The organism is Nocardia sp. XZ_19_231 (assembly GCF_015355705.1).
GTDB classification, from domain to species: Bacteria; Actinomycetota; Actinomycetes; order Mycobacteriales; family Mycobacteriaceae; genus Nocardia; species Nocardia salmonicida.
Genome location: NZ_JACUZI010000001.1, coordinates 1,096,143 through 1,119,241, shown reverse-complemented (window position 1 = coordinate 1,119,241; position 23,099 = coordinate 1,096,143). Strand labels below are relative to the sequence as shown.

Below are 23,099 nucleotides of genomic sequence, written 5' to 3'. Positions count from 1 at the left end.
GGCGTGCCGACGCCCCCGCTCGGATCGCGACGAGCCTAGCCCACCCCGGCGCCGACTCAGAAAAGGAAGTAGCGCTGGGCCATCGGGAGTTCGGTGGCGGGTTGTTCGGCCCAGACTTCACCGTCGATGCGGACAGTGAAGGTGTCGGGGTCTACTTCGATGTGGGGCATGGCGTCGTTGTGGGGCATGTCGGCCTTGGTGACGCGGCGAGCGTTCTTGACCGGCACCAGCTTTCGGCGCACGTTCAAGCGGTTCGCGAGGCCGTCGTCGATGGCCTGCTCGGAGACGAAGTGCAGCGAGGTGGCCGCGGCGGCGGGGGCCGCGGCGCCGAACATGGGGCGCGGAAGTACGGGCTGCGGGGTGGGGATCGAGGCGTTGGCGTCGCCCATCGCGGCCCAGGCGATCATGCCGCCCTTGAGGACGGCGTGCGGGCGGACGCCGAAGAACGCGGGCTCCCACAGCACCAGATCGGCGAGTTTGCCGACTTCGATCGAACCGATCTCGTCGTCGAGCCCGTGCGAAACCGCCGGGCAGATGGTGTATTTGGCGATATAGCGCTGCACGCGGGCATTGTCGGCCGCGCCGTCGCCGGGCAGAGCGCCACGGCGGCGCTTCATCACGTGGGCGGTCTGCCAGGTGCGCATCACCACCTCGCCGATGCGGCCCATCGCCTGGGAGTCCGAGCCGATCATGGAGATGGCGCCGAGGTCGTGCAGGAGGTCTTCGGCGGCGATGGTGGACGGGCGGATCCGCGATTCGGCGAAGGCCAGGTCCTCGGGGATCGACGGACTCAGGTGGTGACACACCATCAGCATGTCGAGGTGCTCGTCGAGGGTGTTGACGGTGTGCGGCCTGGTGGGGTTGGTGGAGCTGGGCAGTACGTTCAGATGTGAAGCGACAGTGATGATGTCGGGCGCGTGGCCGCCGCCCGCACCCTCGGTGTGGTAGGCGTGGATGCCGCGGCCCGCGATGGCGGCGAGGGTGTCCTCGACGAAGCCTGCCTCGTTCAGCGTGTCCGAGTGCAGCGCCACCTGCACGCCCGCCGCATCGGCGACAGTGAGACAGGCATCGATCGCGGCGGGGGTGGAACCCCAGTCCTCGTGCAGCTTGAAACCCGATGCGCCGCCGCGCAATTGCTCCCACATCGATTCCTGGCTGACCGTGTTGCCCTTGCCGAGCAGCACGATGTTCATCGGCCAGTGATCCAGCGATTCCAGCATCCGCGCCAGATGCCAGGAGCCCGGCGTGACGGTGGTGGCCTTGGAACCCTCGGCGGGGCCGGTGCCGCCGCCGATGAGAGTGGTGATGCCGCCGCCGAGCGCTTCGTCCATCAGTTGCGGGCAGATGAAGTGGACGTGGCAGTCGATGGCGCCCGCGGTGAGAATGCGGCCGTTACCCGCGATGATCTCGGTCGACGGGCCGACGACCAGGTCCGGGTGCACGCCCGACATCGTGTCGGGATTGCCGGCCTTGCCGATGCCGCAGATCCGGCCGTCGCGGATGCCCACGTCGGCCTTGATGATGCCCCAGTGGTCGATGATGACGACACCGGTGATGACGGTGTCGGGGGCGCCGTCGGCACGAGTGGCGCGCGACTGCCCCATCGACTCGCGCAGTACTTTGCCGCCGCCGAACACCGCTTCCTCACCGGCGAGACCCGGTCCGCCACTGCGGTCTTCGGTGATCTCGATGAGCAGGTCGGTGTCGGCCAGGCGAATACGGTCGCCGGTGGTCGGCCCGAACAGTTCGGCGTAGCGGGCGCGGCTCAGTTCGGTCATCGACTCTCTTCCGGACGTCGCGGTGAATTATCTGCATCCAACTGCCCTGGCGGGTTCATGCTGATGCCGTGGACCTCACGGGTCCCGCCGAGCGGAACCAGCGAAATCCGCTGCGGCAGACCGGGTTCGAAACGCACCGCGGTACCTGCCGGAATATCGAGCCGGTGCCCGTAGGCGGCCTCGCGGTCGAATTCCAGCGCGGCGTTGGACTGCGGGAAATGCACATGACTGCCCACCTGAACGGGACGGTCACCGGTATTGACCACCTCGAGCTCGACGCGCACCGCGCCCGCGTTCAGCTCGATCGTGCCCTCGGCACAGAGATATTCACCGGGAATCATGCGCGTCGCCTATCCGATCGGGTGGTGCACGGTGACGAGCTTGGTCCCATCGGGAAAAGTCGCCTCGACCTGCACGTCGTGAATCATCTCGGGCACCCCGTCCATCACGTCGGCACGGGTGAGCACCGACCGCCCCGAAGACATCAGTTCCGCCACGGTCCGCCCGTCCCGCGCCCCCTCGAGCACATGATCGGAGATCAACGCGATCGACTCGGGATGGTTCAGCTTCAGCCCCCGCGCCTGCCTCCGGCGCGCCAGCTCGGCCGCATAACTCAGCAGCAACCGTTCCTGCTCGTGCGGCGACAGGCGCATACGTTCTCTCCTCGGCGGGTCGTGGTCGGTGAGCGACATTCTGGCACGTCCCGCGTCCGCACGGCGACCGCCGCCGAGCGCGACCGGGCACGACCCCGAGGCGGTTAACGAGATGTTAACGAAGGGCCCATCACTCGGCCAGGAAGCGGCCGCGCGGCAGTCGCACCCGCTCCGCCGGACCCACGTCTCCGCGAATATCCGCTGGAGCGTGCCATCGCGCGCCCGTACCGTCGCACCCATGAACGAATGGACCGGCCTGCTCAACGTGGTCGATGTGGAAGCCACCTGCTGGGCAGGCGATCCACCGGCCGGGCAGACCAACGAGATCATCGAGATCGGGATCACCGTGGTCGATCTCGCTACCCGAAGCAGGGTGAGCAAACACGGGATCATGGTGCGTCCGACCCGGTCCACGGTGAGCGAATTCTGCACCGAGCTCACCACTCTCACTCAGGAACAGGTCGATCAGGGTGTCGAGTTCGGCGAGGCGTGCCGCCTATTGGGGAGCGAGTTCGCGGCGGGTGCGCGGCCGTGGGCGAGCTGGGGCGATTACGACCGCAAGCAGTTCCGCACCCAATGCGCGGCGACCGGCGTCGAGTACCCCTTCGGCCCCGAGCACACCAACGCCAAACAGGTGTTCGCCGAGTCCTACGACCTGCGTCGACGACCGGGCATGGACCACGCACTCAGAATCGCCGACATCCCCCTCGAAGGCACACACCACCGCGGCGACGACGACGCGTGGAATATCGGCGCGCTGGTCGTGGATGTACTCGGCCGTGGTGGGTGGCGGGTCACGGCCGTCGACTGACGGGCAACCTCCCCCTATTCGACGGGACTGCTATGCCGCGAGGTTCTGGAGGCGGACCTGGCCACGGGCGACGGTGCGGCCGTCGGCGTCGGTGATGACGACGACCCAGAGTTGCTGGCTGCGGCCGCGGTGGATCGGGGTGGCCTCGCCGGTGAGGACGCCCTCACGGACGGCGCGCAGGAAATCGGTGTTGTTGTTGACGCCGACAACAGATCCACGCTCGCCGAACCAGACCCCGCCGCCGACGCTGGCGAGGGTTTCGATGATGGTGCAGTAGACGCCGCCGTTCTGGATGCCTGCGGGCTGGTGCAGCTCGGGGCGCACTGTCCATTCACCGCGTACCCGGTCGGGGGTGACCTCGGTGTAGCGCAGGCCGATGAAGTCGGTGAAGGTGCCTTCGCTGGCCTTGGTCATCAACTCGGGGGTGACATCGGCCAGGGACAGGGGCGTTTCGCTCATACGGTCCGGTTTACACCATCCGAAAACGTGCGCGGCAGCCGGTAAGACGTAGCGGCGGGCTCCGCTCGAAAACGGAGCCCGCCGCGGCAGGATGGCGGAGTCGACCGCAGCCCTCGGGACCACCGGCTCATCCGTACGCCAAGATCAGAGTAGGTCAGGCTTACCTAAGTAGTCAAGTCTCTGCCGTTCCGCGCCCGACGATTCGTCCGCGAACAACATCACCGGGTCACTGAGCACGCCCGGCGCGCACCGTCACTGAAGAGTCGGACCGCGCCGCGGTGGCATGAATCGATCCTCGGCATGTGACGCGCCGGTAGCCGCGCCCAGGGTTTGCTCAACACGATCGTAATACTCCATGATCGCTGTACCTCTATGTTCCGAGGCTTGTGTCGATGGTGAAAGCTCATGTTCTGGGCGTACGACGACCAGGGGTGGGCGCGGCGAGAGAGGCAAGATTTCGTGAGTAGTAGTCGTATTCCCCGGTGGGCCGTGCAGGCGGCGATGTGTGTGGCCGTGGTCGGGGCCGCGGTCGCAGCACCCGTACAGGCCGAACCACTGTGGCCCGGCGGGCCCGATGTGCCCGGCGTGCCCGCCATCGTTCCCGCGCCGCCGCCGGAGCCCGTGGTGGCCCCGTGCAGCGAGAAAGCGCGTGCGTGCCTGCAACTGTCGACCAACAACGCGTGGTTGATGGACAACGGCAAGGTCACCTTCGGGCCGAGCGCGATGTCACACGGCCGTCCCGGCTACGAAACGCCCCCCGGAGTGTTCAAGGTGGCGTTCAAGAAGCCGTTCCACTGGAGCACTCTGCACAACGCCCCCATGGAATACGCGGTCTTCTTCAACGGCGACATCGCCTATCACATCGGACCCACCGAGGAGCAGTCCCACGGTTGTATCCGACTGACCCCGGAAGGCGCGAAGGCGCACTACGAGTGGCTGGAACCGGGCGACATCGTCGAAGTTGTTCCCTGAGTTCTGTGTCGAAAACGGGGAGGCCGGTCATCGGCCTCCCCTTTTCGCGTCACCGAGGTGGTCAGGGCGTCGAAGAGCCAGAGTTGGGCGGCACCGGTCGTGACGGCGGCGCCGGTGAACGTTGTTGTCAGGTGCCAATATCGGCGGACTCGGTGGTCCGCGCCCGCGGCGTCGGTGAGGAGTTGGCGACGGAAGGTCGGGGTGTCGCGGCGGCCGCGGGCGGCGGCGTGGATGTCGACGTAGTGGTCGAGTTCCGCGCCGGGGTGGGGTGGGCGGCCTGCGGCGACGAGGGGCGCGACGGCCACGCAGGCATCGGCTACGCCGAACAGTAGGCGGCGTTCGTCGCGGATTCCGGGGGTACCGCGGTGACGGATGGTGTCGTACATGGCGGTGGCGATGTCCGGGTTCGAGACGGCGGCAATCAGTTCCGCGTAGGCGATGAGGTGTTCGGGGTGGGCGTCGGCGGTCAGCTCGGGGACGTTCATACCGAGGAAGCCGTCGATGGCCGAGGTCGGTAGCGGCGCGAGTTGGCGGCGCCAGAACGCGACGAGCACGTCGTGGGCGGCACGCGGATCGACTACGGCGGCAAGCAGATTCAAGTGTTCGCGGTGCCTGTCGGGGGCTGCCGATTCGACGGCGCGCAGTAGCGCCCGGCGACGGTTCAGTGCGTCGAGTTCGTCGTCGACAGCGACCCGTTCGGCAGCGATCACCTCCGCGATGGACCGGGTGCCGTCCAGAACGTCTTCGATCGCCGCGAGTCCGATGCCGAAGGAACGCAACCGGCGCAACAGCGCGAGTCGATCGACCGCACCGGGTTCGAACACCCGGTGGCCGGTGGGCGAGCGCGCCGCGTCCAGGAGGCCCGCATCGCAGTAGTACCGGACCGTTCGCACCGCGACGCCGGTGCGGGCGGCGAGCTCGCCGATCGTCAGATATGTGATGTGGGTCACTTTTGCTGGCACCTCCACCTCGGTGGAACTCCTACGGTACCGAGGACACCCACGCGAAGGAGACTCGACGATGACCGGACACGACACGATGAACGACACGATCTGGCAGGCGGTGGCCGAGGAGCGCACCACGCTGGTCGCAATGCTGTGCGAGCTGCCCGAATCGGCGTGGGACACCGAGACGCTGTGCGTGGGGTGGCGGGTTCGTGACGTCGTGGCCCATCTCGTGTTGGCCACCCGGGTCACGATCGCCTCCCTGGTGGTGAACCTGATCCGCGCTCGCGGCAATACCGACCGTCTCATCCACGACACCGCCGTCCGGCTCGCCGATCGAACATCGACCGCCGAGTTGCTCGCCGCACTGCACGCAACGATCGACTCCAGAGTCATCCCGATCGGCACCTCACCGATCGACCGGCTGATGGATCTGCTGGTACACGGGCAGGACATCGCGGTCCCGCTCGGCATCGAGCGGGTGATGCCGACGGCGGCGGCGCAGCTGTCGCTGGAGCGGGTCTGGACGAGGGGGGCACCGTTTCACGCGCGGACTCGACTCACCGGGTACGCCCTCTCCGCGACCGATACCGGCTGGACGGCCGGTGCGGGAACGGCGGTCAGCGGCACGGCGGCTGAATTACTAATGATCGTCACCGGCCGCGCCGCTCCCGGAAACAACCACCACTGAAATACACTGCGGTGCAATCAAACTCGGAAATTACACCAGCAATCCACAGCACCGAGAGGCGCTGCGGATCGCTGGTCCGGGAATCCCGCAGGAGGTCAGGCGGGGACGGTGCCACGCTCAGCGACACCATCGCCGACCAAGACATTTACTCCCTCTTCGGGTTCCGGAACAGCAGTGGCACCGGCCGGGATCCGGCGCAGTAGCGCCACCGCCAGCACCGCACCCGCCGCGGAGAGCACGGCGGCTGTCCAGGCTGCGGCGTTCAGGCCGTTGGTGAACGCCTCGCGGCCGGCTGCCACGACGGACTCGGCGACCTCGGCGGGCAGGGACTCGGCCGAACTCAGTGCGCCGGGCAGGGTTTCCGCGGCAGCGCCCGCTTCACCCGACATTCCGGCGCGGTAGACCGCCGCGCCCATACTGCCGAGCAGGGCGACACCCAGCGCCACACCCAGGTCGCTGGCGGTGCTGTCCACCGCCGACGCCGCGCCCGCCTTCTCCGCGGGTGCCGCACCGATGACCAGCCCGGGGATCAGCGCCATGGCCGGGGCGATGCCCGGGTACAGAATGTAGAAGCCGACGATGAGCAGCGGCAATCCCGCCACACTCTCGACCTGGGTGAGTGCCAGGTAGCCGACGGTCGACAGCGCAAGCCCTGCGGCGATGACATACGCGGGACGGACACGACGAGCGATGGCCGGGGTCACGGTGGAAACGATGACCAGTGCGATCGCGGCGGGCAGGATCCACAGTCCGGCCTGCAGCGGCGACTGCGCGGCGACCAACTGCAGGTACTGGGTGAACAGCAGATACACCCCGCCCAGCGCGATGGCGGCGAGCATGTACACGCCGAGTGAGCCGCTGAAGGTCCGGTTCGCGAACAGACGCACATCGAGCAGCGGGTCAGACAGCCGCAACTGCCTGCGCACGAAGACCACCGCGAACACCACACCGGCAAGCACGGTGAGCACCGGTTCGGCGGCGAACCCGGTCTCGGCCAGCGTCTTCACGCCGTAGACGAACGGTAGCAGCGCTGCCAGCGACAAGGCGACGCTGATCGGGTCGAGCCGACCCGCCTCGGGCGCACGGTATTCCGGAATCAGCACCGGCACCGCGAGCACGACGAGCGCCATCACCGGCACACCGATCAGCATGGACGCACCCCACCACAGCGAGTCGAGCAGCAGACCGCCGAGCAGTGGGCCCAGTGCCACACCGGCCGACACCGATGCCGCCCACAGACCGATGGCGGTGGCGCGCTGCCGGTCGTCGCGGAACATCGTGGTGATCAGCGACAACGTGGCGGGCATGACGGCGGCCGCGCCGAGACCCATCAGCGCACGCGCCGCGATCAGCAAGTCGGGGCCGGGAGCGAACGCGGCAAGAACCGAGGCGACGCCGAACAGCGCGGCACCGGCCAGCAGCAGCCTGCGACGGCCGAGCCGGTCACCGAGGGTGCCCATGGTGACGAGGAACCCCGCCATCACGAACCCGTAGATGTCGTTGATCCACAACAGCTGGCCGCTACTGGGCGACAGGTCGGCCGCGATATAGGGGGTGGCCAGGAACAGCACGGTCATGCTGAGAAACAGCAGCACCGTGGGCAGGAGCAGGACCGCAAGTCCCAGCCATTGGCGGGTACCTGCCCGCTCGGGGATATCGGTGAACGTGGACATCAGGAGTTTCCCTTCGAGGACGATTCGACTGGGACCGACAGTGCCGGGCCGCACTTCGGGAACCCTTCGGGCCGACTCCAGACGACCTCGAGCTGCGTCGCCACGGCACCGTGTTCGAGGCTCGGCGTAGCCCGCTGCCGCGCATCGCCGCACCCGTGCCGGGGCCGTTTAGGGTGGGTGACATGCGTTTCGGAGTGCTCGGCCCGTTGGCGGTCTGGACCGACGAGGGACAAGCCGTCCGGGTTCCAGAACTCAAGGTGCGAGTTCTGCTCGGTGCGCTGTTGGTCGAACCAGGTCGGATCGTGCCCGCCGACCGACTCGTCGAGGATCTGTGGGGTACGGCGTTGCCCGCCAACCCGGCGGGTTCCCTGCAGACTCGGGCCTCGCAATTGCGTCGGGTCCTCGGCGACGCCGAAGCGGGCGGGCGGGAGTTGCTGGTATCGCGCTCCCCCGGCTATCTCCTCGAGGTCACCGAGGCCACGGTGGACTCCCAGGTGTTCCAGCAGTTGCTCCACCAGGCGCGCGCCGCCGCCGATACTGCTACTCGGGCAACGCTTCTCGCTGAGGCACTCGCGTTGTGGCGCGGCGAGGTGCTGGCCGACCTCGCCGATCACGACTTCGCGCGGATTCCGGTGCTGCGGCTCGAGGAACAGCGACTCACAGCCGTCGAGGAACTCGCGCAGGCGAGGATCACGCTCGGCGAACACGATCAGGTCGCCGACGAACTCGGTGAGCTCACCGCACTGCATCCGCTCCGCGAACGGCTGCGCGCGGCGCACATGCTGGCGCTGTACCGGTCGGGGCGACACGGTGAGGCCCTGGATTCCTATCGGCGCCTGCGCGAACACCTCGCCGAGGAACTCGGTCTCGACCCGAGCCCCGAGCTCGCCGCCCTGCATCGCGCTGTGCTGGAACAGGATCCGTCCCTCGGTGCGCCGGTTCGGCCCGCACCCGCAGCACCCGTGACACCGCGCCCCGCACTGCCGGTCCCCGTGACCTCGCTCATCGGGCGCGAAGACGACCTGGCCGCGATCGACGCGCTGATCCGTGCCGAACGGCTGGTGACCCTCACCGGACCGGGTGGAGTGGGCAAGACCCGGCTCGCGTTGGCGACCGCGGCCGAGCATTCCGCGCGTGACGGCGTCTTGTTCGTCGAGCTCGCCGGGCTGTGCCTCGGGGAAGATCCGGACAGCGCGTTGACGACACTCACCGAGGTCGTGGCGGCCGCCTTCGAGGTCCGTGACGATTCCGCGGGTTCGAGCCCGTTTCCGGTGCCCGGCAACGGAACTCAGCTCGCTCATCTTGCCGAGGCGGTGCGCGGCAAGCAATTGCTGCTCGTGCTGGACAACGGTGAGCACGTCGCCGACGCCGCCGCCACCGTCGTGTCGCGGCTACTGGCCGCCGCTCCCGAGCTCCGAATACTGGTCACCAGTCAGGTGCCGCTGAACATCGCGGGCGAATACATCTGGCACGTGACACCGTTGGCTGTTCCCACCCCGGGCGACATGGAATCAGCAGAAACATCAGCTGCTGCACAGCTTTTCGTCGAACGTGCTCGGTCGAGCGCACCCGGCTTCACCGTCACCGACGACAATGCCGCCGCGATCGCCACCATCGTCACCCGTCTCGACGGCCTCCCGTTGGCACTGGAACTGGCGGCGACCCGGGTCCGCGCACTCGGCGTGCACACCCTCGCCGAACGGATCGAGGACCGCTTCACCCTGCTGTCGTCCGGTTATCGGGACGCACCGGATCGGCAGCGCACCCTGCGTGCGGTGATCGATTGGAGCTGGGAACTCCTCGACGAGCCCGAACGTGCGGTGCTGCGGCGACTTTCGACTCACGCCGACGGAGCCACGCTGGAGTCGGCCGAGGCGGTCTGCGCGGGTGGTGCCATCGCGGGTGCCGAGGTCGCGGAGTTGCTGGCCCGCTTGGTCGATCGTTCCCTGATCATCACGCCCACCGCCGATGTCCGCCCGCGCTACCGCCTGCTGAAATCCATCGCCGCCTATGGTGCCGAACAGCTGCGCGACAGCGGCGAGGAATCCGACACGCGGCTGCGCCATCTCGCCTACTACCTCGCGTTCGCCGAACGCGCCGACCGGCACCTGCGCACCGGAGACCAGCGTCGCTGGCTGTCGCGGCTCGACGCCGAATCCGCCGATCTGCGCCGGGCGCTCGACACTGCCCGTACCGCGGGCAGATCCGTGGACGCGCTGCGGCTGGTCAACGCGCTCGCCTGGTACTGGGTGATGCGGGGACGCCTCGCCGAGGGCATCCGGTCGCTGGGAACCGCCCTCGCGGTGCCCGGCGAGACCGACCCGGCCGCGCGGCGGGTGGCGCTGCTGTGGCGCGATGCGCTCGAAGTCGGGGTCGGCCGCACTGTCGACACCCTGCCCGCCGTGACCGAACGACCGACACCGGCGGAACTGCGCGCCCGCTGGTATCTCGCCCACGTGTACTCCGGATTCGCCGCCCACCAGGGCATGGACGACCTGGCCGCCCTGCGAAATGCCTTCGCCGACAATGCCGATGACTGGGGTGTCGCGGCGGCCTCGGTATCACTGGCCAGGGAGGCGTTCGCCCGCGGCGACCTGGCCGGACTGTGCGAGCACGCCGAACGGAGCCGGGATCTGTTCGCGAGGGTGGGTGATCGCTGGGGTCAGGCCATCGCGGGATTCCTGCTCGGCAGCCATGCCGAGGTGACCGGCGACCTCGATGCCGCCCGCGACTACCACCGGAGCTCGCTGGCCACCGCCGAAGAACTCGGCCTGTGGACCGAAGTCGGCGAGCGGCTCACCTCGCTCGGCCGGATCGCCTTGCTGCGCGGCGAGCTCGACCGCAGCGCCGAGCTGCACGAGCGAGCCCGTCGGGTGGCGGTCGACCAGGGACACCTCGTCGGCGAGGAATCCGCGGTACTGGGGCTCGGCCTCGTCGCCCGGCGCCGCGGTGACCTGGCCGCGGCCCGCGAGTATCTGGGCACCTGGCTGGACTGGCATCTGCGGGCCGGGTCGCATTTCGGCGCCGCCCTGATCCTCGCCGAGCTCGGCTTCACCGCCGAACTCGCCGGTGACGCCGACGAAGCCGAACAGCGCCACCTACGCGGACTCGACTCCGCCCTGCGCACCGGCGATCCCCGGGCCCACGCGCTCGCGCTGGAGGGTCTCGCCGGATCCCGTTCGCTCGCAGGGTATTCCGCGCACGCCGCCCAATTGCTCGGAGCCGCCGACACACTCCGCCGGTCCACCGGTGCTCCGCTGCCCGAGGCCGAACGCGGGGATGTCGACCGCATCGAGGCACGCATCGTCGCCGACATCGGCGCCGACCGGTGCTCCACCGAACTCGACGTGGGCCGGACTGCCGACCCCCACACGCTGCACACCGAGCGGGCCCGAAGTCGATCCTGAGTCCGTCCGAAGGCCGTCGGTGCACGGTGAACCCATGACTCACACCGTGACCGACAGCCCCGATCCCTCGGTGACCGACCATCTCCGCCACTACCTCGCCACCGACGGGCGTGACGGGTTCCTCGAAGGCGGCACCACCAACCTCTTCCTCACCACCACCGGCCGCCGCAGCGGCGTCTACCGGCACGACGCCCGACCGGCCGCGCAGCCGATTCCGGTCGTCGTGCTCGATCGCATCGAGGAGCAGCAGTGAGCAACCGCACGCGCGCCCACGTTCGCGCCTTCGCTGATCTCCAGCCCGATTTCGACGCCATCGTCGGCGCCGTCAACTACGCGACCATGACCACCGTCGACAACCTGGGCAGGCCGCGGTCGCGCGTCCTGATTCCGGTCTGGGAAAAAACCGACGGCGAGCACCCAGTCGGTTGGCTCGGGACCTACCGCACCCCGGTAAAGGCCGCCCACATCGCGGGAAATCCGCACGTGACGTTCTCCTATTGGAGCCCGGCACAGAACACCGTCGCCGTCGACGCGGTCGCCGAATGGACCGACGATCCCGGCGAGCGAGCACACGTGTGGGACCTGTATCGGCACGGCAGTCCGCCCGGCGCGGGCTACGACCCCGCGCAGTTCTGGCAGGGACCCGACGACCCGGCCTTCCAGGTACTTCGCCTCGACCCGTGGCGGATCCAAGTGCTGCGGCGCCGCGATCTGGTCAGCGGAATTCCGGCGCGTATCTGGCGCAGCCGAACTGAGGAGGATTGACCGCTTCGACAGAATCTCGGACCGAATTGCGCGGAGATACGTCACTCGGACGCAGCCCAGAAGAGTGAAACATCAGCTTGCCACACTTCCCCGGGGGGAGATAAGTTACCGGCATCACATCCGATACCGCTGGTAATGACCACCCGAACAGGCACGCAACACCATGAAGAACGAAATGCTCCGCGCAATCATGTCGGCCGTCTGTGCCGTGGCAGTCGCCTCGACGCCGGCCTTCGTCGACGCCGCGCAGGCCTCGGCAGCGCCCGGCGCGCGACTGGTGAGCCGGACGCAGACCGACCGGGTCGCCGACATCAGCGTCTACTCCCCCGCGATGGATCGCACGATCGCGTTGCGGGTGCTGCGGCCGAGCGACACCTCGGCGCCCGCACCGACGCTGTATCTGCTCAACGGCGCCGGCGGCGGCGAGGATTCGGCCAATTGGCCGGGTCAGACCGATGCCGGCGGGTTCTTCGCCGACAAGCATGTCAACGTCGTCGTCCCGATGGAAGGCGCGTTCTCCTATTACACCGACTGGCGGCGACCGGACGCCGGCCTGGCGAAGAACCTCGACAACAACGGCAACAACATGTGGACGACGTTCCTCACCGAGGAGCTGCCGCCCGTGATCGACGCGGCCTTCGGCACGAACGGCGTCAATTCCCTGGCCGGTATCTCGATGGCGGGAACCTCGGTCCTCGATCTCGCGATCCAGGCGCCCGCGCTGTACCGCAGCGTCTCCGCCTACAGCGGCTGCGCGATGACCAGCGATCCGATCGGCCGAGCCTTCGTCTCCCTGGTGGTGCGGATGGGCGGCGGGAACACCGAGAACATGTGGGGTCCGGAGACCGACGCCGCATGGCGCGAGCACGATCCCTACGTGCAAGCTCATCGTTTGCCGAATATTCCGATCTACATCTCCGCGGGCAGCGGATTGCCGGGACCACACGACACTCTGTCCAATCCGCGCGTGCACATCAGCGGCAAGAATCCGACGTCGATTCTGACGAATCAAATGCTCGTCGGCGGTGGCATCGAAGCAGCGACGGCATATTGCACGGCGAATCTGGCACAGCGGACGCGAGAACTCGGCCGCACGAATATCACCTACAACATCCGCCCGACCGGTACCCACTCATGGGGCTACTGGGAGGACGACCTCCACGCCTCATGGCCGATGATGGCCACAGCCCTCGGCCAACCCTGAAACCCTGGTGATCGCTTGTCCGCGTAGAGCTCTCGTCAGCGCTGCAGGCAACTGCTGCGGCGAACCGGGAGGCCGCGTTCCTCGAACGCGCCGAGCAGGAGTTGGCCACGGCGCGCCCCCGCGGACACGTCGGCGCGCGCCAGGTCGGGGACGTAAGTCGCTGCGCCGATGATGGATTCACCGACCAGGGTCCAGAAACGGCGAGCGAGCAGACCGGAGCAACGGGTGAGAACCGACTGCAGCGGAATCAGCGAGGAGGCACAGCGGTGGGCGAGCCAGACCGCCATGGCGGCTTCGCAGGGGAAGGCGACCGCACCGGGTTCGGGGTCGCAGTCGACGACGCGAATCCTGGTGTCGGTCAACCCGGCCCAGTCGATGCCGCCGTCGTTGTCGTGGTGGATCCACAGGTTGTCGCGGCCGGGGTCCCAGGCCTGCGCATCCATGACGAACAGGGCGGTGACCCGACCCGCTACGGCGTGAATGAGCGCGGTGGCAACAACTTCGGCGGCGATGTCGTCGTTGATCATCTCCGCGGCGTGACGCCGGTACATCAGTTCGACGCGGCCCTCCGAGAGCCCGTTGGGCACATGCCACCATCGCCGTTTGCCCTGCCCGCTCATCGCCGCGACGGCATACACCCGCGGATGCTCGGGTTGCAGCGATTGCAACCTGGCACAAGCGCGGTCGAACACGGCGGTGGTGCGGGAAGTGGCGGTGGTGACGGGCTCGGACATCGAACCTCCTCGAACGTTGGTTCCCGTGACGATGATGTCTCGGAACATAGGTTAGGCTTACCAGACTTCACAAGTCATGTCCGGTTTCGAGGCAGGAGAAGTTCGTCGCCGTGATCCACCCTGGCACCGTCAGACGTCGTCGTCTGACCGGGCTTCTGCTGCTCGTTGTCTTGCTCACCGTGGCGGTGGTGGCGAGCATTGCCATCGGCACCCGCTCGCTCGCACCCACCACGGTGTTCGACGCCGTCACACACGCCCTCGGCTGCGACGGCGGCCCGTTCCGATGCCCGGCCCGCTCCACCGCCGAGGAAATCGTGCGTGAGCTACGTCTGCCGCGCACCGCGTTGGCCCTGTTCGCCGGAGTGGCGTTGGGCATCGCGGGCGCGCTCATCCAGGGGTATACCCGGAATCCGCTCGCTGATGCCGGATTGTTAGGACTGAATGCGGGAGCCGGTTTTCTCGCGGCGCTGAGCATCTTCCTGTTCGGGTTCACCGCACCCGCGCAATACATCTGGTTCGCCTTCGCCGGGTCGGCGATCGCGGGGGTGATCGTGTTCGGGGTCTCCTCGATCGGCGGGGGCAAAGCGAGTCCGCTGAGCCTGATCCTGGCCGGCGCGGCGGTGACCGCCTTCCTCCAGGCGATGACGAACGCGATCATCGTGCTCGACAACGCGGCGCTCGATACCTACCGGTTCTGGGTGGTCGGCAATGTGGCCGGGCGCGAAGCGGAAGTGTTCTGGGAGGTCCTGCCGTTCCTGGTGGTCGGCGTCGGCATGGCCGTGGCCGCGGCACCCAGCCTGAATCTGCTGAGCCTCGGTGACGATGTCGCCCGCGGACTCGGCGTCGACGTCACCCGGGCGCGGGCCTTCGGTCTGATCGCGGTGGTGCTGCTCAGCGGCGGGGCGACCGCGGCGATCGGGCCGATCGTGTTTTTGGGGCTGGTGGTTCCGCACATGGCGCGGACCATCACCGGACCGGACAACAAGTGGCTGATCCCCTACTCCGGACTGCTCGGCGGGCTGCTACTGCTCGTCGCCGACGTCGCCGGACGGGTGATCGCCCGGCCCGGTGAACTCCAGGTCGGGGTGATGTTGGCCGCGATCGGCGCGCCGTTCTTCATCGCCTTGGTGCGTCGTAAGAAGTTGGTGTCGCTGTGAGTGAGGTCGAGATGGGCAAGGCCGCCGACCGGGTAGCCGCCGAGCCCCCGCACGCCGACCGAACGGATCGAGCGGTGACCCAGCTGCGCAGGGTGCGTCCCGCGTTGCGGGTCGGGCCGGTGTCACTGGTGCTGCGGCCGTTCGTGTTCGGCATGGTGCTGGCGCTGGCGGTCGCGGTGTTCGCACTGTTCTGCCTGGACATCGCGGTGGGCGATACCCACATTCCACTGGGTCGCGTACTCGACGTGCTCGGCGGCGGCGGCACCCGATCACAGCGCTTCATCATCATCGAATCGCGATTGCCGCGTGCGCTGACAGCCGTGGTGGTCGGGGCCGCGCTCGGATTGTCGGGCGCGCTGATGCAGTCGATCCTGCACAACCCACTGGCCGGGCCGGACGTGCTCGGCATCACCACCGGCGCGAGCGTCGGCGCCGTCGCGGTGCTGGTCGGCAGCGGTGGTGCGAGCACCGGACTGCTCGCGACCGTCGGAGCCCCGATCGCCGCGCTGGCCGGCGGCCTGCTGACCGCGGTCGTCATCTATCTCCTGGCCTGGCGCCGCGGGGGCAGTGGCGAACACGGTGTCACCGGATTCCGGCTCGTGCTCATCGGCATCGGCGTGAACGCGGTCCTGCTGTCGGTGATCAGCTGGCTGCTCACCCGCGCCAGCCTGACCGATGCCGCCCGTGCCCAGCTCTGGCTCACCGGCTCGCTCAACGGAGCCGACATGTCGAGGGTCGTGCCCGCCGTCATCGCCCTGTCGGTGGTGACCGTGGTGTCGCTGGTGTCGGCGCGCACGCTGGCCGCGCTGCGCCTCGGCGAGGACTCGACCCGGGTGCTCGGTGTGCGGATCCAGGCGCAGCAGGCACTGCTCATCGGCGCGTCGGTCGTGGCCGCCTCGGTGGCGACCGCCGCCGTGGGGCCGGTCGGATTCGTCGCCCTCGCCGCACCGCAGATCGCGAGAATGGCGCTGCGGACCGCGGGCGAGCCCCTGATCGCCTCGGCACTGACCGGCGCCGCCCTGGTCGCGGGCGCCGACGTCGTCTCACGCGCGCTCCTGCCCGTCGACCTGCCGGTCGGTATCGTCACAGCCGCGCTGGGTGGACCGTTCCTGCTCTACCTGCTCGTCCGCATGAATCGGAAGGCCACGCTCTCATGACCAGCCCCGTATCAACGAGCTCGTCCACGTGAAATCGGAAAGCCACTCTCAGATGACCAGCTGGGCGCATCGCCTCGCCGCCGACGCCGTGTCCCTCGGCTACGGCGAACGGGTGATCGTCGACGAGCTCAGCCTCGACATCGCGCCCGGGGTGGTCACCACAGTCATCGGACCCAACGGCTGCGGCAAGTCGACACTGTTGAAGTCACTGGGCCGCCTGCTTCGCCCGCGCGAGGGCCAGGTGGTGCTCGACGGCAAGGCGATCTCGTCGATGAAGACCAAGGACGTGGCCAGGGTGATCGGCATGCTGCCGCAGACACCGGTCGCGCCCGAAGGGCTCACGGTCGCCGACCTGGTCGCGCGCGGACGGCATCCGCATCAGTCCTGGTTGCGGCAGTGGTCGGCCGACGACGAGACCGAGGTCGCCGCCGCGCTGGCCCAGACCGGCATCGCCGACCTGGCCGACCGCACCCTCGACGAACTCTCCGGCGGCCAACGTCAGCGCGCCTGGATCTCCATGGCGCTGGCTCAGGGCACCGACATCCTGCTGCTCGACGAACCGACCACCTACCTCGATCTCGCGCACTCGCTCGAGGTCCTCGACCTCGTCGACCGGCTGCACGCCGAGTACGGGCGCACGGTGGTGATGGTGCTGCACGATCTCAATCTCGCCATCCGCTACAGCGACGAGCTCGTGGTCATGCGCGCGGGCAGGATCGTCGCGCGGGGCAAACCGGCCGACATCGTCACTGCCGACCTGCTGGCCGAGGTGTTCGGGCTCGAGGCCACGGTGCTCACGGATCCGGTCTCGGGGCGGCCGATGATCGTACCGATCGGCACCCGACATGTGCACGGCGCGGCCGACTATGACGAATAACACACAGCAAACACTCCGTTACGACAATCTGTAGTACGCATGTTTGTCGTTGAGGCCGTAAAATCGGTGGGATGGCAGGTCTCGGCGAACTCGAAAAAGCGGTCATGGACCAGTTGTGGTCGGCCGATGAGCCACTCACGGTGCGGCAGGTACACGAAGCGCTGGCCGCGCGGCGCGAGCTCGCGTACACCACGGTGATGACGGTGCTCCAACGACTGGCGAAGAAAGATCTGGTCGTGCAGCGACGCGACGATCGCGCCCATCGATACGCACCGGTTCACACCCGCGACGAACTCGTGGCGAGCCTGATGGTCGACGCCTTGCAACAGGCCGACGCCGCAGGTAGTCGCGCCGCGGCGCTGGTGCATTTCGTGGAGCAGGTCGGCAAGGACGAGGCGGATGCCCTGCGCGAGGCGCTCGCCAAGCTCGAATCCGACGAAAACAGCGGCTAGACTCCCTGGCGGCTCTCACAATGGAGTGAGCGCCCCTGGCCCCACAACGCAGTGAGCAGAGTCGATGAACGCAACCGCGGCAGTCTTTGCTGGTCTTGCCCTGCTTCTCGCAGGGCCGGTACCAGCGCTGCTCAGTCGCGCTTCCTGGGTGCACCGCAGCCCGCGCGCGGCACTGGTGTTGTGGCAGGCGATCGCCTTGGCCGCCGTGCTCAGCGCCTTCGGATCCGGGCTGGCCATCGCCAGCTTGCTGCTCGTACCCGGTCCCGACGGTAGGCCGACCACCTCGCCCACCCAGGAGATCGACGCGCTCGGTCTGCCCCTGTGGTCGCTGTATGTGCTGGTCTTCGCGCTGACTTTGATGGTCGGCGCCCGGCTGATGTTCTCGATCGTGCGTGTCGGTGTGCACACCCGGCGCCGCCGTTCCCGCCATCGCATGCTGGTCGATCTGCTCGATCAGAGCGGCCCGGTGCGCCGCGCCGCCGATATCCGAGTGCTGGCCGCCACCGAACCCATCGCCTACTGCCTGCCCGGCCTACGCCAGCGGGTCGTGATCAGCGAAGGCACGCTCACCAACCTCGACGACTCCGAGGTCACCGCCATCGTGAGCCATGAACGCTCGCATCTGCGCGCACGCCACGACCTGGTACTCGAGGCGTTCACCGCCGTCCACGAGGCCTTTCCCCGGGTGGTCCGCAGCAAGGCCGCGCTCGGCCAGGTGAAACTGCTGATCGAACTGCTCGCCGACGATTCCGCCGTGAAGGTGACCGGCCCCAAACCCCTCGCCCGCGCTCTCATCGCCTGCGCCAAGTCCACCGCACCGCAGGGCGCGCTCGCCGCGGGCGGACCGAGCACGCTCATCCGCATCCAACGGCTCGCGAGCACCACCGGAGACGTGAGAGTCGCCACCGCCGCCTACCTCGGCTCGGCCGCGATTCTGGTCGTGCCGACACTGGCCGTCGCGGTGCCGTGGCTGCAGGAACTCAACCGGCTCTTCCACGGCTGACCTGGCGATCCGCCACCTCCGCCGCTCCGCGTTCGCGGCGCGACGACCGCACTGTCTGTCGGTGTCTCGCGGCGGCACAAACGTTGCCACAACCGCCGACCTGACCAGCCTGTTTACCCACCCGAGGCCGAACACGCCTATCCTGGGAGACCGGTCCTTCCTGCTGGGCCGCACCCCGCTCACGCCGAAGCGCGTATTCGGGTAATCGGCGCCGATCATCGTTCGGCGCGATTCGCAGCCCAACGAAAGGCCACCTTGACCAACTCTGCCGTGCCCAACGAACCGACCTTCGCCGAACTCGGCCTGCCCGTCGAACTGGTGCAGACCCTGCGCAACGCGGGCATCGACAAGCCCTTCCCCATCCAGGCCGCCACGATCGGCGACGCCCTCTCCGGGCGCGATGTGCTCGGTCGCGGCCCGACCGGCTCGGGCAAGACCCTGGCCTTCGGCCTGCCGATGCTGACCCGCCTGGCCCAGGGTTCGCCCTCCAAGCCGGGCCGCCCGCGCGGTCTCGTGCTGGTGCCGACCCGTGAACTCGCGACCCAGATCGAGAAGGCCCTCGAAGAGGCAGCCCGCTCGCTGGGCCTTCGCGTGGCCTCCGTCGTCGGTGGAGCGCCGATCAAGCGTCAGGCCGATCGCCTTGCCCGCGGTGTCGACCTGCTCATCGCGACCCCCGGCCGCCTCGACGACCTGATCAAGCAGCGCAACGCCGACCTGTCGGACGTGTCGATCACCGCGCTCGACGAGGCCGACCACATGGCCGACATGGGCTTCCTGCCCCAGGTCACCCGCCTGCTCGACCGCACCCCCAAGCAGGGTCAGCGCCTGCTGTTCTCGGCCACCCTCGACGGTGACGTGGACAAGCTGGTCAAGCGCTACATGCACAACCCGGTGACCCACTCGACCGCGCCCGCCGAGGCGTCGGTCAGCACCATGACCCACCACCTGCTCTACGTGCGCGACAAGAACATCAAGCGCACCGTGGCCACCGAGATCGCCGCGCGTGAGGGCCTGACCATCATGTTCGTGCGCACCAAGCACGGCGCCGACCGCCTGGCCAAGCAGCTGCGCGGCGCCGGTGTCGACGCGGGCTCGCTGCACGGCGGCAAGGCCCAGAACAACCGTGTGCGCACGCTGGCGGCCTTCGCCGACAAGTCGGTGCCGGTGCTGGTCACCACCGATGTCGCCGCGCGCGGCATCCACATCGACGGTATCTCGCTGGTCGTGCACTTCGACCCGCCCGCCGAACACAAGGCCTACCTGCACCGCGCGGGCCGCACCGCGCGCGCCGGTGAAGACGGCGTCGTGGTCACCCTCGTCACCGACGAGGAGCGCAAGGAAGTCGCCGCGATGACCCGTAAGGCGGGCGTGCGGACCGACGGTGTCGACGTGCGCCCCGGCGACCGGAACCTGGTGGAGATCACCGGCGCCCGCAAGCCCAGCGGTATCGCACTGGCCGCCCCGGCCGCACCCGCGCAGCCGACCCGGTCGGCGACCGGTGGCGGGCGCACCCGTCGTCCGCGCTCCGGTGGCGCACCTGCCGCCGAGGCGGGACGTGGCGGTGCTCCGCGCCGCGAGCGTCCGGCACACGAGTCGCGTACTCGTCAGCCCGCGGGGGCCGGTGGACACGCCCGCAGTGGCGACACGCCGACGAATTCTCGTCGTCGCGCCGCGCGTCCGGCCTCTCCCGCCGTGACCCGCAACCGCACGGCAAACTGAGTCATCGCGTGGCCGAACCGATTACGGTTCGGCCACGCGTCTGTTTCCAGGTGCGGCGAACACCGCGACTTTCCGTTCGTAGATCAGTGCCGACGAGGACCGGATCCCGCACACTGAGCCCGTGACGAACCATGAGATCGCCACCATCGTGTGCGCGCTGATCGCGGCCATGTTGATCGCGTTGGGCGCCGTAGCGCAGCAGCGGGCGGCCGCGGCGGTGCCAGAAGGCGCGTCCCTCGTCGGCGGTCTGCTCCGCAGCCCACGCTGGTGGTCCGGAATCGTCGGCGACGTCGGTGGTTACGGCATGCAGGTTCTCGCGCTGACATTCGGCGCGGTGCTGGTGGTGCAACCGATTCTGGTGAGCGCCTTGGTGTTCGCGCTCCCGCTGTCGGCGCGGCTGAACGGGCAGCGGATCACCGCGCGTGCCGCCACCATCGCCCTGATCCTCGTCGCGGCGCTCACGCTGTTCCTGATCGTGGGCGATCCGACCGCAGGCGAGGACACCGCACCCTTTCGAGAGTGGTTGGTGCCCTTGGCGATCGTGCTCGGCGTCGTCGTGGCCGCGACCGTCACCGGGCTGCTGATCAGCAGCCGATCGGGGCAGGCGCTCGCTCTCGGTCTCGCCGGTGGCGCCCTGTTCGGCACGGCCGCCGCACTCACCGACCGCGTGGTCACCCTGTTCGGCGACGGGATCGGCGCGGTGCTCGGCGGGTGGCAGACCTGGACGCTGGTCGCCGCGGGACTGCTCGGCGTGTACCTGCAACAGCGCGCGTTCCAGGCCGGACCGCTGTCGGCCTCACTGCCCGCGGCGACCATCGCCGAACCGCTGGCCGCCGCGTTCCTCGGTCTCACCGCTCTCGACGAACACCTGCGCACCAACGGTTTCGGCCTGGTCGTCGTCGGCGCCTGCGTCGTCGTGATGTGCGCGGCGACCGTGGCCCTGTGCCAGACCAGAGCGGTCGCCGCCGAGCCCGCGCGCTGACACATCGCCGAGATTTGCACACCGCGGTGCTCACAGGGCTACTATCAATCAAGTGCGATTTCTTCCGGGACCCCAGCCGCCGTATGACCTGACCTACGACGACCTGTTCCTGGTCCCGAACCGGACCGAGGTCGCGTCCCGGTTCGATGTGGACCTGGCCAGTGTCGACGGGTCCGGTACCACCATCCCCCTCGTGGTCGCGAACATGACCGCGGTCGCGGGCAAGCGGATGGCCGAGACCGTCGCCCGCCGCGGCGGCATCGTGGTACTCCCCCAGGACCTGCCGATCCCGGCGGCCGCCGACACCATCGCGTTCGTCAAGAGCCGCTCGCTCACCGCCGACACCCCTGTCACCCTCGACCCTGATCGTTCGGTGTCCGACGCGGTGGCGCTGATGCACAAGCGTGCGCACGGTGCCGTCGTGGTCGTCGAGGGCGGTAAGCCGGTCGGTGTGGTCACCGAGGCCGCCTGCGCCGATGTCGACCGGTTCGCGCGCCTGCGTGAGGTCGCGTTCACCGACTTCGTCCAGGTACCCGTCGAGGCGTCCCCGCGCGACATCTTCGACCGTCTCGCCGAAGCCCACGCACAGCTCGCCGTGCTCACCAACTCCGACGGCACGCTCGCCGGCGTGATGACGCGCACCGGCACCGTCCGCGCGGGTATCTACACCCCCGCCGTCGACGAAGCAGGCAAGCTGCGCGTCGCCGCCGCCGTCGGCATCAACGGTGACGTCGCCGTCAAGGCGAAGGCACTGGCCGAGGCGGGTGCCGACGTGCTCGTGCTCGATACCGCGCACGGCCACCAGACCAAGATGCTCGAATCGTTGCGCACCGTCGCCGATCTCGGCCTCGGGTTGCCCCTGGTCGCGGGCAACGTGGTCTCCGCCGAAGGCACCCGTGATCTGGCCGAGGCGGGCGCGACCATCATCAAGGTCGGCGTCGGCCCCGGCGCCATGTGCACCACCCGCATGATGACCGGCGTCGGTCGCCCGCAGTTCTCCGCCGTGGCCGAATGTGCCGCCGCCGCAAAGGAACTCGGCGTGCACGTCTGGGCCGACGGTGGCGTTCGGCATCCCCGCGACGTAGCCCTCGCGCTGGCCGCGGGTGCGTCGAACGTGATGATCGGTTCCTGGTTCGCCGGCACCTACGAGTCCCCCGGCGACCTGCGCGTGGACCGCGACGGCAACAAGTACAAGGAAAGCTTTGGCATGGCGTCCAAGCGCGCCGTCGCCGCCCGCACCGCCGCCGACAGCAGCTTCGATCGCGCCCGCAAGGCGCTGTTCGAAGAGGGCATCTCCAGCTCGCGGATGCGTCTGGATCCCGAGCGCCCCGGCGTCGAGGACCTCATCGACCACATCTGCTCGGGTGTGCGCAGTTCCTGCACCTACGCCGGTGCTCGCTCACTGCCGGAATTCCACGACAAGGCCGTGCTCGGCGTGCAGTCCGCGGCAGGCTTCGCCGAAGGTCGGCCGCTGCCCAGCGGCTGGTGAACCCCTCGCACGGCGGCCGATCGAACCCTCGATCGGCCGCCTCGCCGTGTCCGGCGCCGCGCCGCTGACACATCATGGGTGGGCACGGATTACTATGGAGTAGCCGATCACGGCACATGCTCGACTCCCGCCCCGAAAGGATCCAGTTGTCACCCGCGTCTCAGGGCGCCAC

Annotated in this window: 22 protein-coding genes; 15 read left to right on the top strand and 7 right to left on the bottom strand. The window is 68.6% G+C overall.

Annotated features, from left to right (window positions below; all coding sequences use genetic code 11):
* Positions 1 to 56: 56 nt before the first annotated feature.
* From IBJ82_RS05045 to IBJ82_RS05035, 3 genes are read right to left on the bottom strand one after another with little or no spacing between them, the layout of a single operon-like run.
* Positions 57 to 1,778 carry an urease subunit alpha gene (locus IBJ82_RS05045; protein WP_194824713.1) on the bottom strand — a complete coding sequence of 574 codons (1,722 nt, stop codon included), beginning with the start codon at positions 1,776 to 1,778 and terminating at the stop codon, positions 57 to 59.
* Entirely contained in the window at positions 1,775 to 2,119 is a 345-nt protein-coding gene (locus IBJ82_RS05040) for an urease subunit beta (protein WP_056810174.1), read from the bottom strand. The genes IBJ82_RS05045 and IBJ82_RS05040 overlap by 4 nt, the downstream gene beginning before the upstream one ends.
* 9 nt (positions 2,120 to 2,128) lie before the next feature.
* On the bottom strand, positions 2,129 to 2,431 hold the full coding sequence (locus tag IBJ82_RS05035) for an urease subunit gamma (protein WP_194824712.1): 303 nt from the start codon (positions 2,429 to 2,431) through the stop codon (positions 2,129 to 2,131).
* A 238-nt stretch (positions 2,432 to 2,669) separates the two neighbouring features.
* Between IBJ82_RS05035 and IBJ82_RS05030 the strand changes: the two genes are divergently transcribed.
* Positions 2,670 to 3,242 carry a 3'-5' exonuclease gene (locus tag IBJ82_RS05030; protein WP_194824711.1) on the top strand — a complete coding sequence of 191 codons (573 nt, stop codon included), beginning with the start codon at positions 2,670 to 2,672 and terminating at the stop codon, positions 3,240 to 3,242.
* Between the two features lie 30 nt (positions 3,243 to 3,272).
* On the opposite strand, the gene IBJ82_RS05025 is transcribed toward IBJ82_RS05030, so the two are convergent.
* The gene (locus IBJ82_RS05025) at positions 3,273 to 3,656 is read right to left on the bottom strand and encodes a PaaI family thioesterase (RefSeq protein WP_228536713.1); all 384 of its coding nucleotides are present in this window, start codon (positions 3,654 to 3,656) and stop codon (positions 3,273 to 3,275) included.
* Between the two features lie 504 nt (positions 3,657 to 4,160).
* Here IBJ82_RS05025 and IBJ82_RS05020 point away from each other — a divergent pair.
* Positions 4,161 to 4,673, top strand: a complete 513-nt coding sequence (locus IBJ82_RS05020; RefSeq protein WP_370585153.1) for a L,D-transpeptidase — start codon at positions 4,161 to 4,163, stop codon at positions 4,671 to 4,673.
* Here the strand turns inward: IBJ82_RS05020 and IBJ82_RS05015 are convergent.
* Positions 4,628 to 5,623, bottom strand: a complete 996-nt coding sequence (locus IBJ82_RS05015) for a MerR family transcriptional regulator (protein WP_194824709.1) — start codon at positions 5,621 to 5,623, stop codon at positions 4,628 to 4,630. The genes IBJ82_RS05020 and IBJ82_RS05015 overlap by 46 nt on opposite strands.
* Before the next feature lie 70 nt (positions 5,624 to 5,693).
* Between IBJ82_RS05015 and IBJ82_RS05010 the strand changes: the two genes are divergently transcribed.
* Complete coding sequence (locus IBJ82_RS05010; protein WP_194824708.1) at positions 5,694 to 6,308, top strand: maleylpyruvate isomerase family mycothiol-dependent enzyme; 615 nt, start codon at positions 5,694 to 5,696, stop codon at positions 6,306 to 6,308.
* A 95-nt stretch (positions 6,309 to 6,403) separates the two neighbouring features.
* Here IBJ82_RS05010 and IBJ82_RS05005 read toward each other — a convergent pair whose 3' ends face one another.
* Complete coding sequence (locus tag IBJ82_RS05005) at positions 6,404 to 7,981, bottom strand: MFS transporter (RefSeq protein WP_194824707.1); 1,578 nt, start codon at positions 7,979 to 7,981, stop codon at positions 6,404 to 6,406.
* 182 nt (positions 7,982 to 8,163) lie between these two features.
* On the opposite strand from IBJ82_RS05005, the gene IBJ82_RS05000 reads away from it, so the two are divergent.
* The 4 genes from IBJ82_RS05000 (at position 8,164) to IBJ82_RS04985 (ending at position 13,357) form a co-directional block, all read left to right on the top strand.
* On the top strand, positions 8,164 to 11,388 hold the full coding sequence (locus tag IBJ82_RS05000) for a BTAD domain-containing putative transcriptional regulator (RefSeq protein WP_194824706.1): 3,225 nt from the start codon (positions 8,164 to 8,166) through the stop codon (positions 11,386 to 11,388).
* 34 nt (positions 11,389 to 11,422) lie between these two features.
* Positions 11,423 to 11,641: a hypothetical protein gene (locus IBJ82_RS04995; RefSeq protein WP_228536441.1), complete on the top strand. Its 219-nt coding sequence runs from the start codon at positions 11,423 to 11,425 to the stop codon at positions 11,639 to 11,641.
* Entirely contained in the window at positions 11,638 to 12,153 is a 516-nt protein-coding gene (locus tag IBJ82_RS04990) for a pyridoxamine 5'-phosphate oxidase family protein (RefSeq protein ID WP_194824705.1), read from the top strand. Before IBJ82_RS04995 ends, IBJ82_RS04990 begins: the two co-directional genes overlap by 4 nt.
* Before the next feature lie 175 nt (positions 12,154 to 12,328).
* Entirely contained in the window at positions 12,329 to 13,357 is a 1,029-nt protein-coding gene (locus tag IBJ82_RS04985) for an alpha/beta hydrolase family protein (RefSeq protein ID WP_228536440.1), read from the top strand.
* Positions 13,358 to 13,392: 35 nt separating this feature from the next.
* On the opposite strand, the gene IBJ82_RS04980 is transcribed toward IBJ82_RS04985, so the two are convergent.
* Complete coding sequence (locus tag IBJ82_RS04980) at positions 13,393 to 14,091, bottom strand: hypothetical protein (protein WP_194824704.1); 699 nt, start codon at positions 14,089 to 14,091, stop codon at positions 13,393 to 13,395.
* A gap of 110 nt (positions 14,092 to 14,201) precedes the next feature.
* Here IBJ82_RS04980 and IBJ82_RS04975 point away from each other — a divergent pair, with 110 nt between their 5' ends.
* From IBJ82_RS04975 to IBJ82_RS04940, 8 genes are all read left to right on the top strand, one after another.
* Positions 14,202 to 15,248: an iron ABC transporter permease gene (locus tag IBJ82_RS04975; RefSeq protein WP_194824703.1), complete on the top strand. Its 1,047-nt coding sequence runs from the start codon at positions 14,202 to 14,204 to the stop codon at positions 15,246 to 15,248.
* The gene (locus IBJ82_RS04970; RefSeq protein WP_370585151.1) at positions 15,245 to 16,405 is read left to right on the top strand and encodes a FecCD family ABC transporter permease; all 1,161 of its coding nucleotides are present in this window, start codon (positions 15,245 to 15,247) and stop codon (positions 16,403 to 16,405) included. Before IBJ82_RS04975 ends, IBJ82_RS04970 begins: the two co-directional genes overlap by 4 nt.
* A 52-nt stretch (positions 16,406 to 16,457) precedes the next feature.
* The gene (locus tag IBJ82_RS04965) at positions 16,458 to 17,282 is read left to right on the top strand and encodes an ABC transporter ATP-binding protein (RefSeq protein ID WP_194824702.1); all 825 of its coding nucleotides are present in this window, start codon (positions 16,458 to 16,460) and stop codon (positions 17,280 to 17,282) included.
* A gap of 62 nt (positions 17,283 to 17,344) precedes the next feature.
* On the top strand, positions 17,345 to 17,734 hold the full coding sequence (locus IBJ82_RS04960; RefSeq protein WP_281220972.1) for a BlaI/MecI/CopY family transcriptional regulator: 390 nt from the start codon (positions 17,345 to 17,347) through the stop codon (positions 17,732 to 17,734).
* 64 nt (positions 17,735 to 17,798) lie between these two features.
* Complete coding sequence (locus IBJ82_RS04955; protein WP_194824701.1) at positions 17,799 to 18,737, top strand: M56 family metallopeptidase; 939 nt, start codon at positions 17,799 to 17,801, stop codon at positions 18,735 to 18,737.
* Between the two features lie 255 nt (positions 18,738 to 18,992).
* The gene (locus IBJ82_RS04950) at positions 18,993 to 20,456 is read left to right on the top strand and encodes a DEAD/DEAH box helicase (RefSeq protein ID WP_370585150.1); all 1,464 of its coding nucleotides are present in this window, start codon (positions 18,993 to 18,995) and stop codon (positions 20,454 to 20,456) included.
* Between the two features lie 121 nt (positions 20,457 to 20,577).
* Positions 20,578 to 21,438, top strand: coding sequence for a DMT family transporter (locus IBJ82_RS04945; RefSeq protein ID WP_194824700.1), 861 nt, complete (start codon positions 20,578 to 20,580; stop codon positions 21,436 to 21,438).
* Positions 21,439 to 21,490: 52 nt separating this feature from the next.
* Positions 21,491 to 22,927, top strand: coding sequence for a GuaB1 family IMP dehydrogenase-related protein (locus IBJ82_RS04940; protein ID WP_194824699.1), 1,437 nt, complete (start codon positions 21,491 to 21,493; stop codon positions 22,925 to 22,927).
* Positions 22,928 to 23,099 lie beyond the last annotated feature (172 nt).

Coding starts and splice junctions, on each gene's coding strand:
- IBJ82_RS05045 (WP_194824713.1), bottom strand. CDS start 1,778: ATGACCGAACTGAGCCGCGCCCGCTACGCCGAACTGTTCGGGCCGACC.
- IBJ82_RS05040 (WP_056810174.1), bottom strand. CDS start 2,119: ATGATTCCCGGTGAATATCTCTGTGCCGAGGGCACGATCGAGCTGAAC.
- IBJ82_RS05035 (WP_194824712.1), bottom strand. CDS start 2,431: ATGCGCCTGTCGCCGCACGAGCAGGAACGGTTGCTGCTGAGTTATGCG.
- IBJ82_RS05030 (WP_194824711.1), top strand. CDS start 2,670: ATGAACGAATGGACCGGCCTGCTCAACGTGGTCGATGTGGAAGCCACC.
- IBJ82_RS05025 (WP_228536713.1), bottom strand. CDS start 3,656: ATGACCAAGGCCAGCGAAGGCACCTTCACCGACTTCATCGGCCTGCGC.
- IBJ82_RS05010 (WP_194824708.1), top strand. CDS start 5,694: ATGACCGGACACGACACGATGAACGACACGATCTGGCAGGCGGTGGCC.
- IBJ82_RS05005 (WP_194824707.1), bottom strand. CDS start 7,981: ATGTCCACGTTCACCGATATCCCCGAGCGGGCAGGTACCCGCCAATGG.
- IBJ82_RS05000 (WP_194824706.1), top strand. CDS start 8,164: ATGCGTTTCGGAGTGCTCGGCCCGTTGGCGGTCTGGACCGACGAGGGA.
- IBJ82_RS04995 (WP_228536441.1), top strand. CDS start 11,423: ATGACTCACACCGTGACCGACAGCCCCGATCCCTCGGTGACCGACCAT.
- IBJ82_RS04985 (WP_228536440.1), top strand. CDS start 12,329: ATGCTCCGCGCAATCATGTCGGCCGTCTGTGCCGTGGCAGTCGCCTCG.
- IBJ82_RS04980 (WP_194824704.1), bottom strand. CDS start 14,091: ATGTCCGAGCCCGTCACCACCGCCACTTCCCGCACCACCGCCGTGTTC.
- IBJ82_RS04965 (WP_194824702.1), top strand. CDS start 16,458: ATGACCAGCTGGGCGCATCGCCTCGCCGCCGACGCCGTGTCCCTCGGC.
- IBJ82_RS04955 (WP_194824701.1), top strand. CDS start 17,799: ATGAACGCAACCGCGGCAGTCTTTGCTGGTCTTGCCCTGCTTCTCGCA.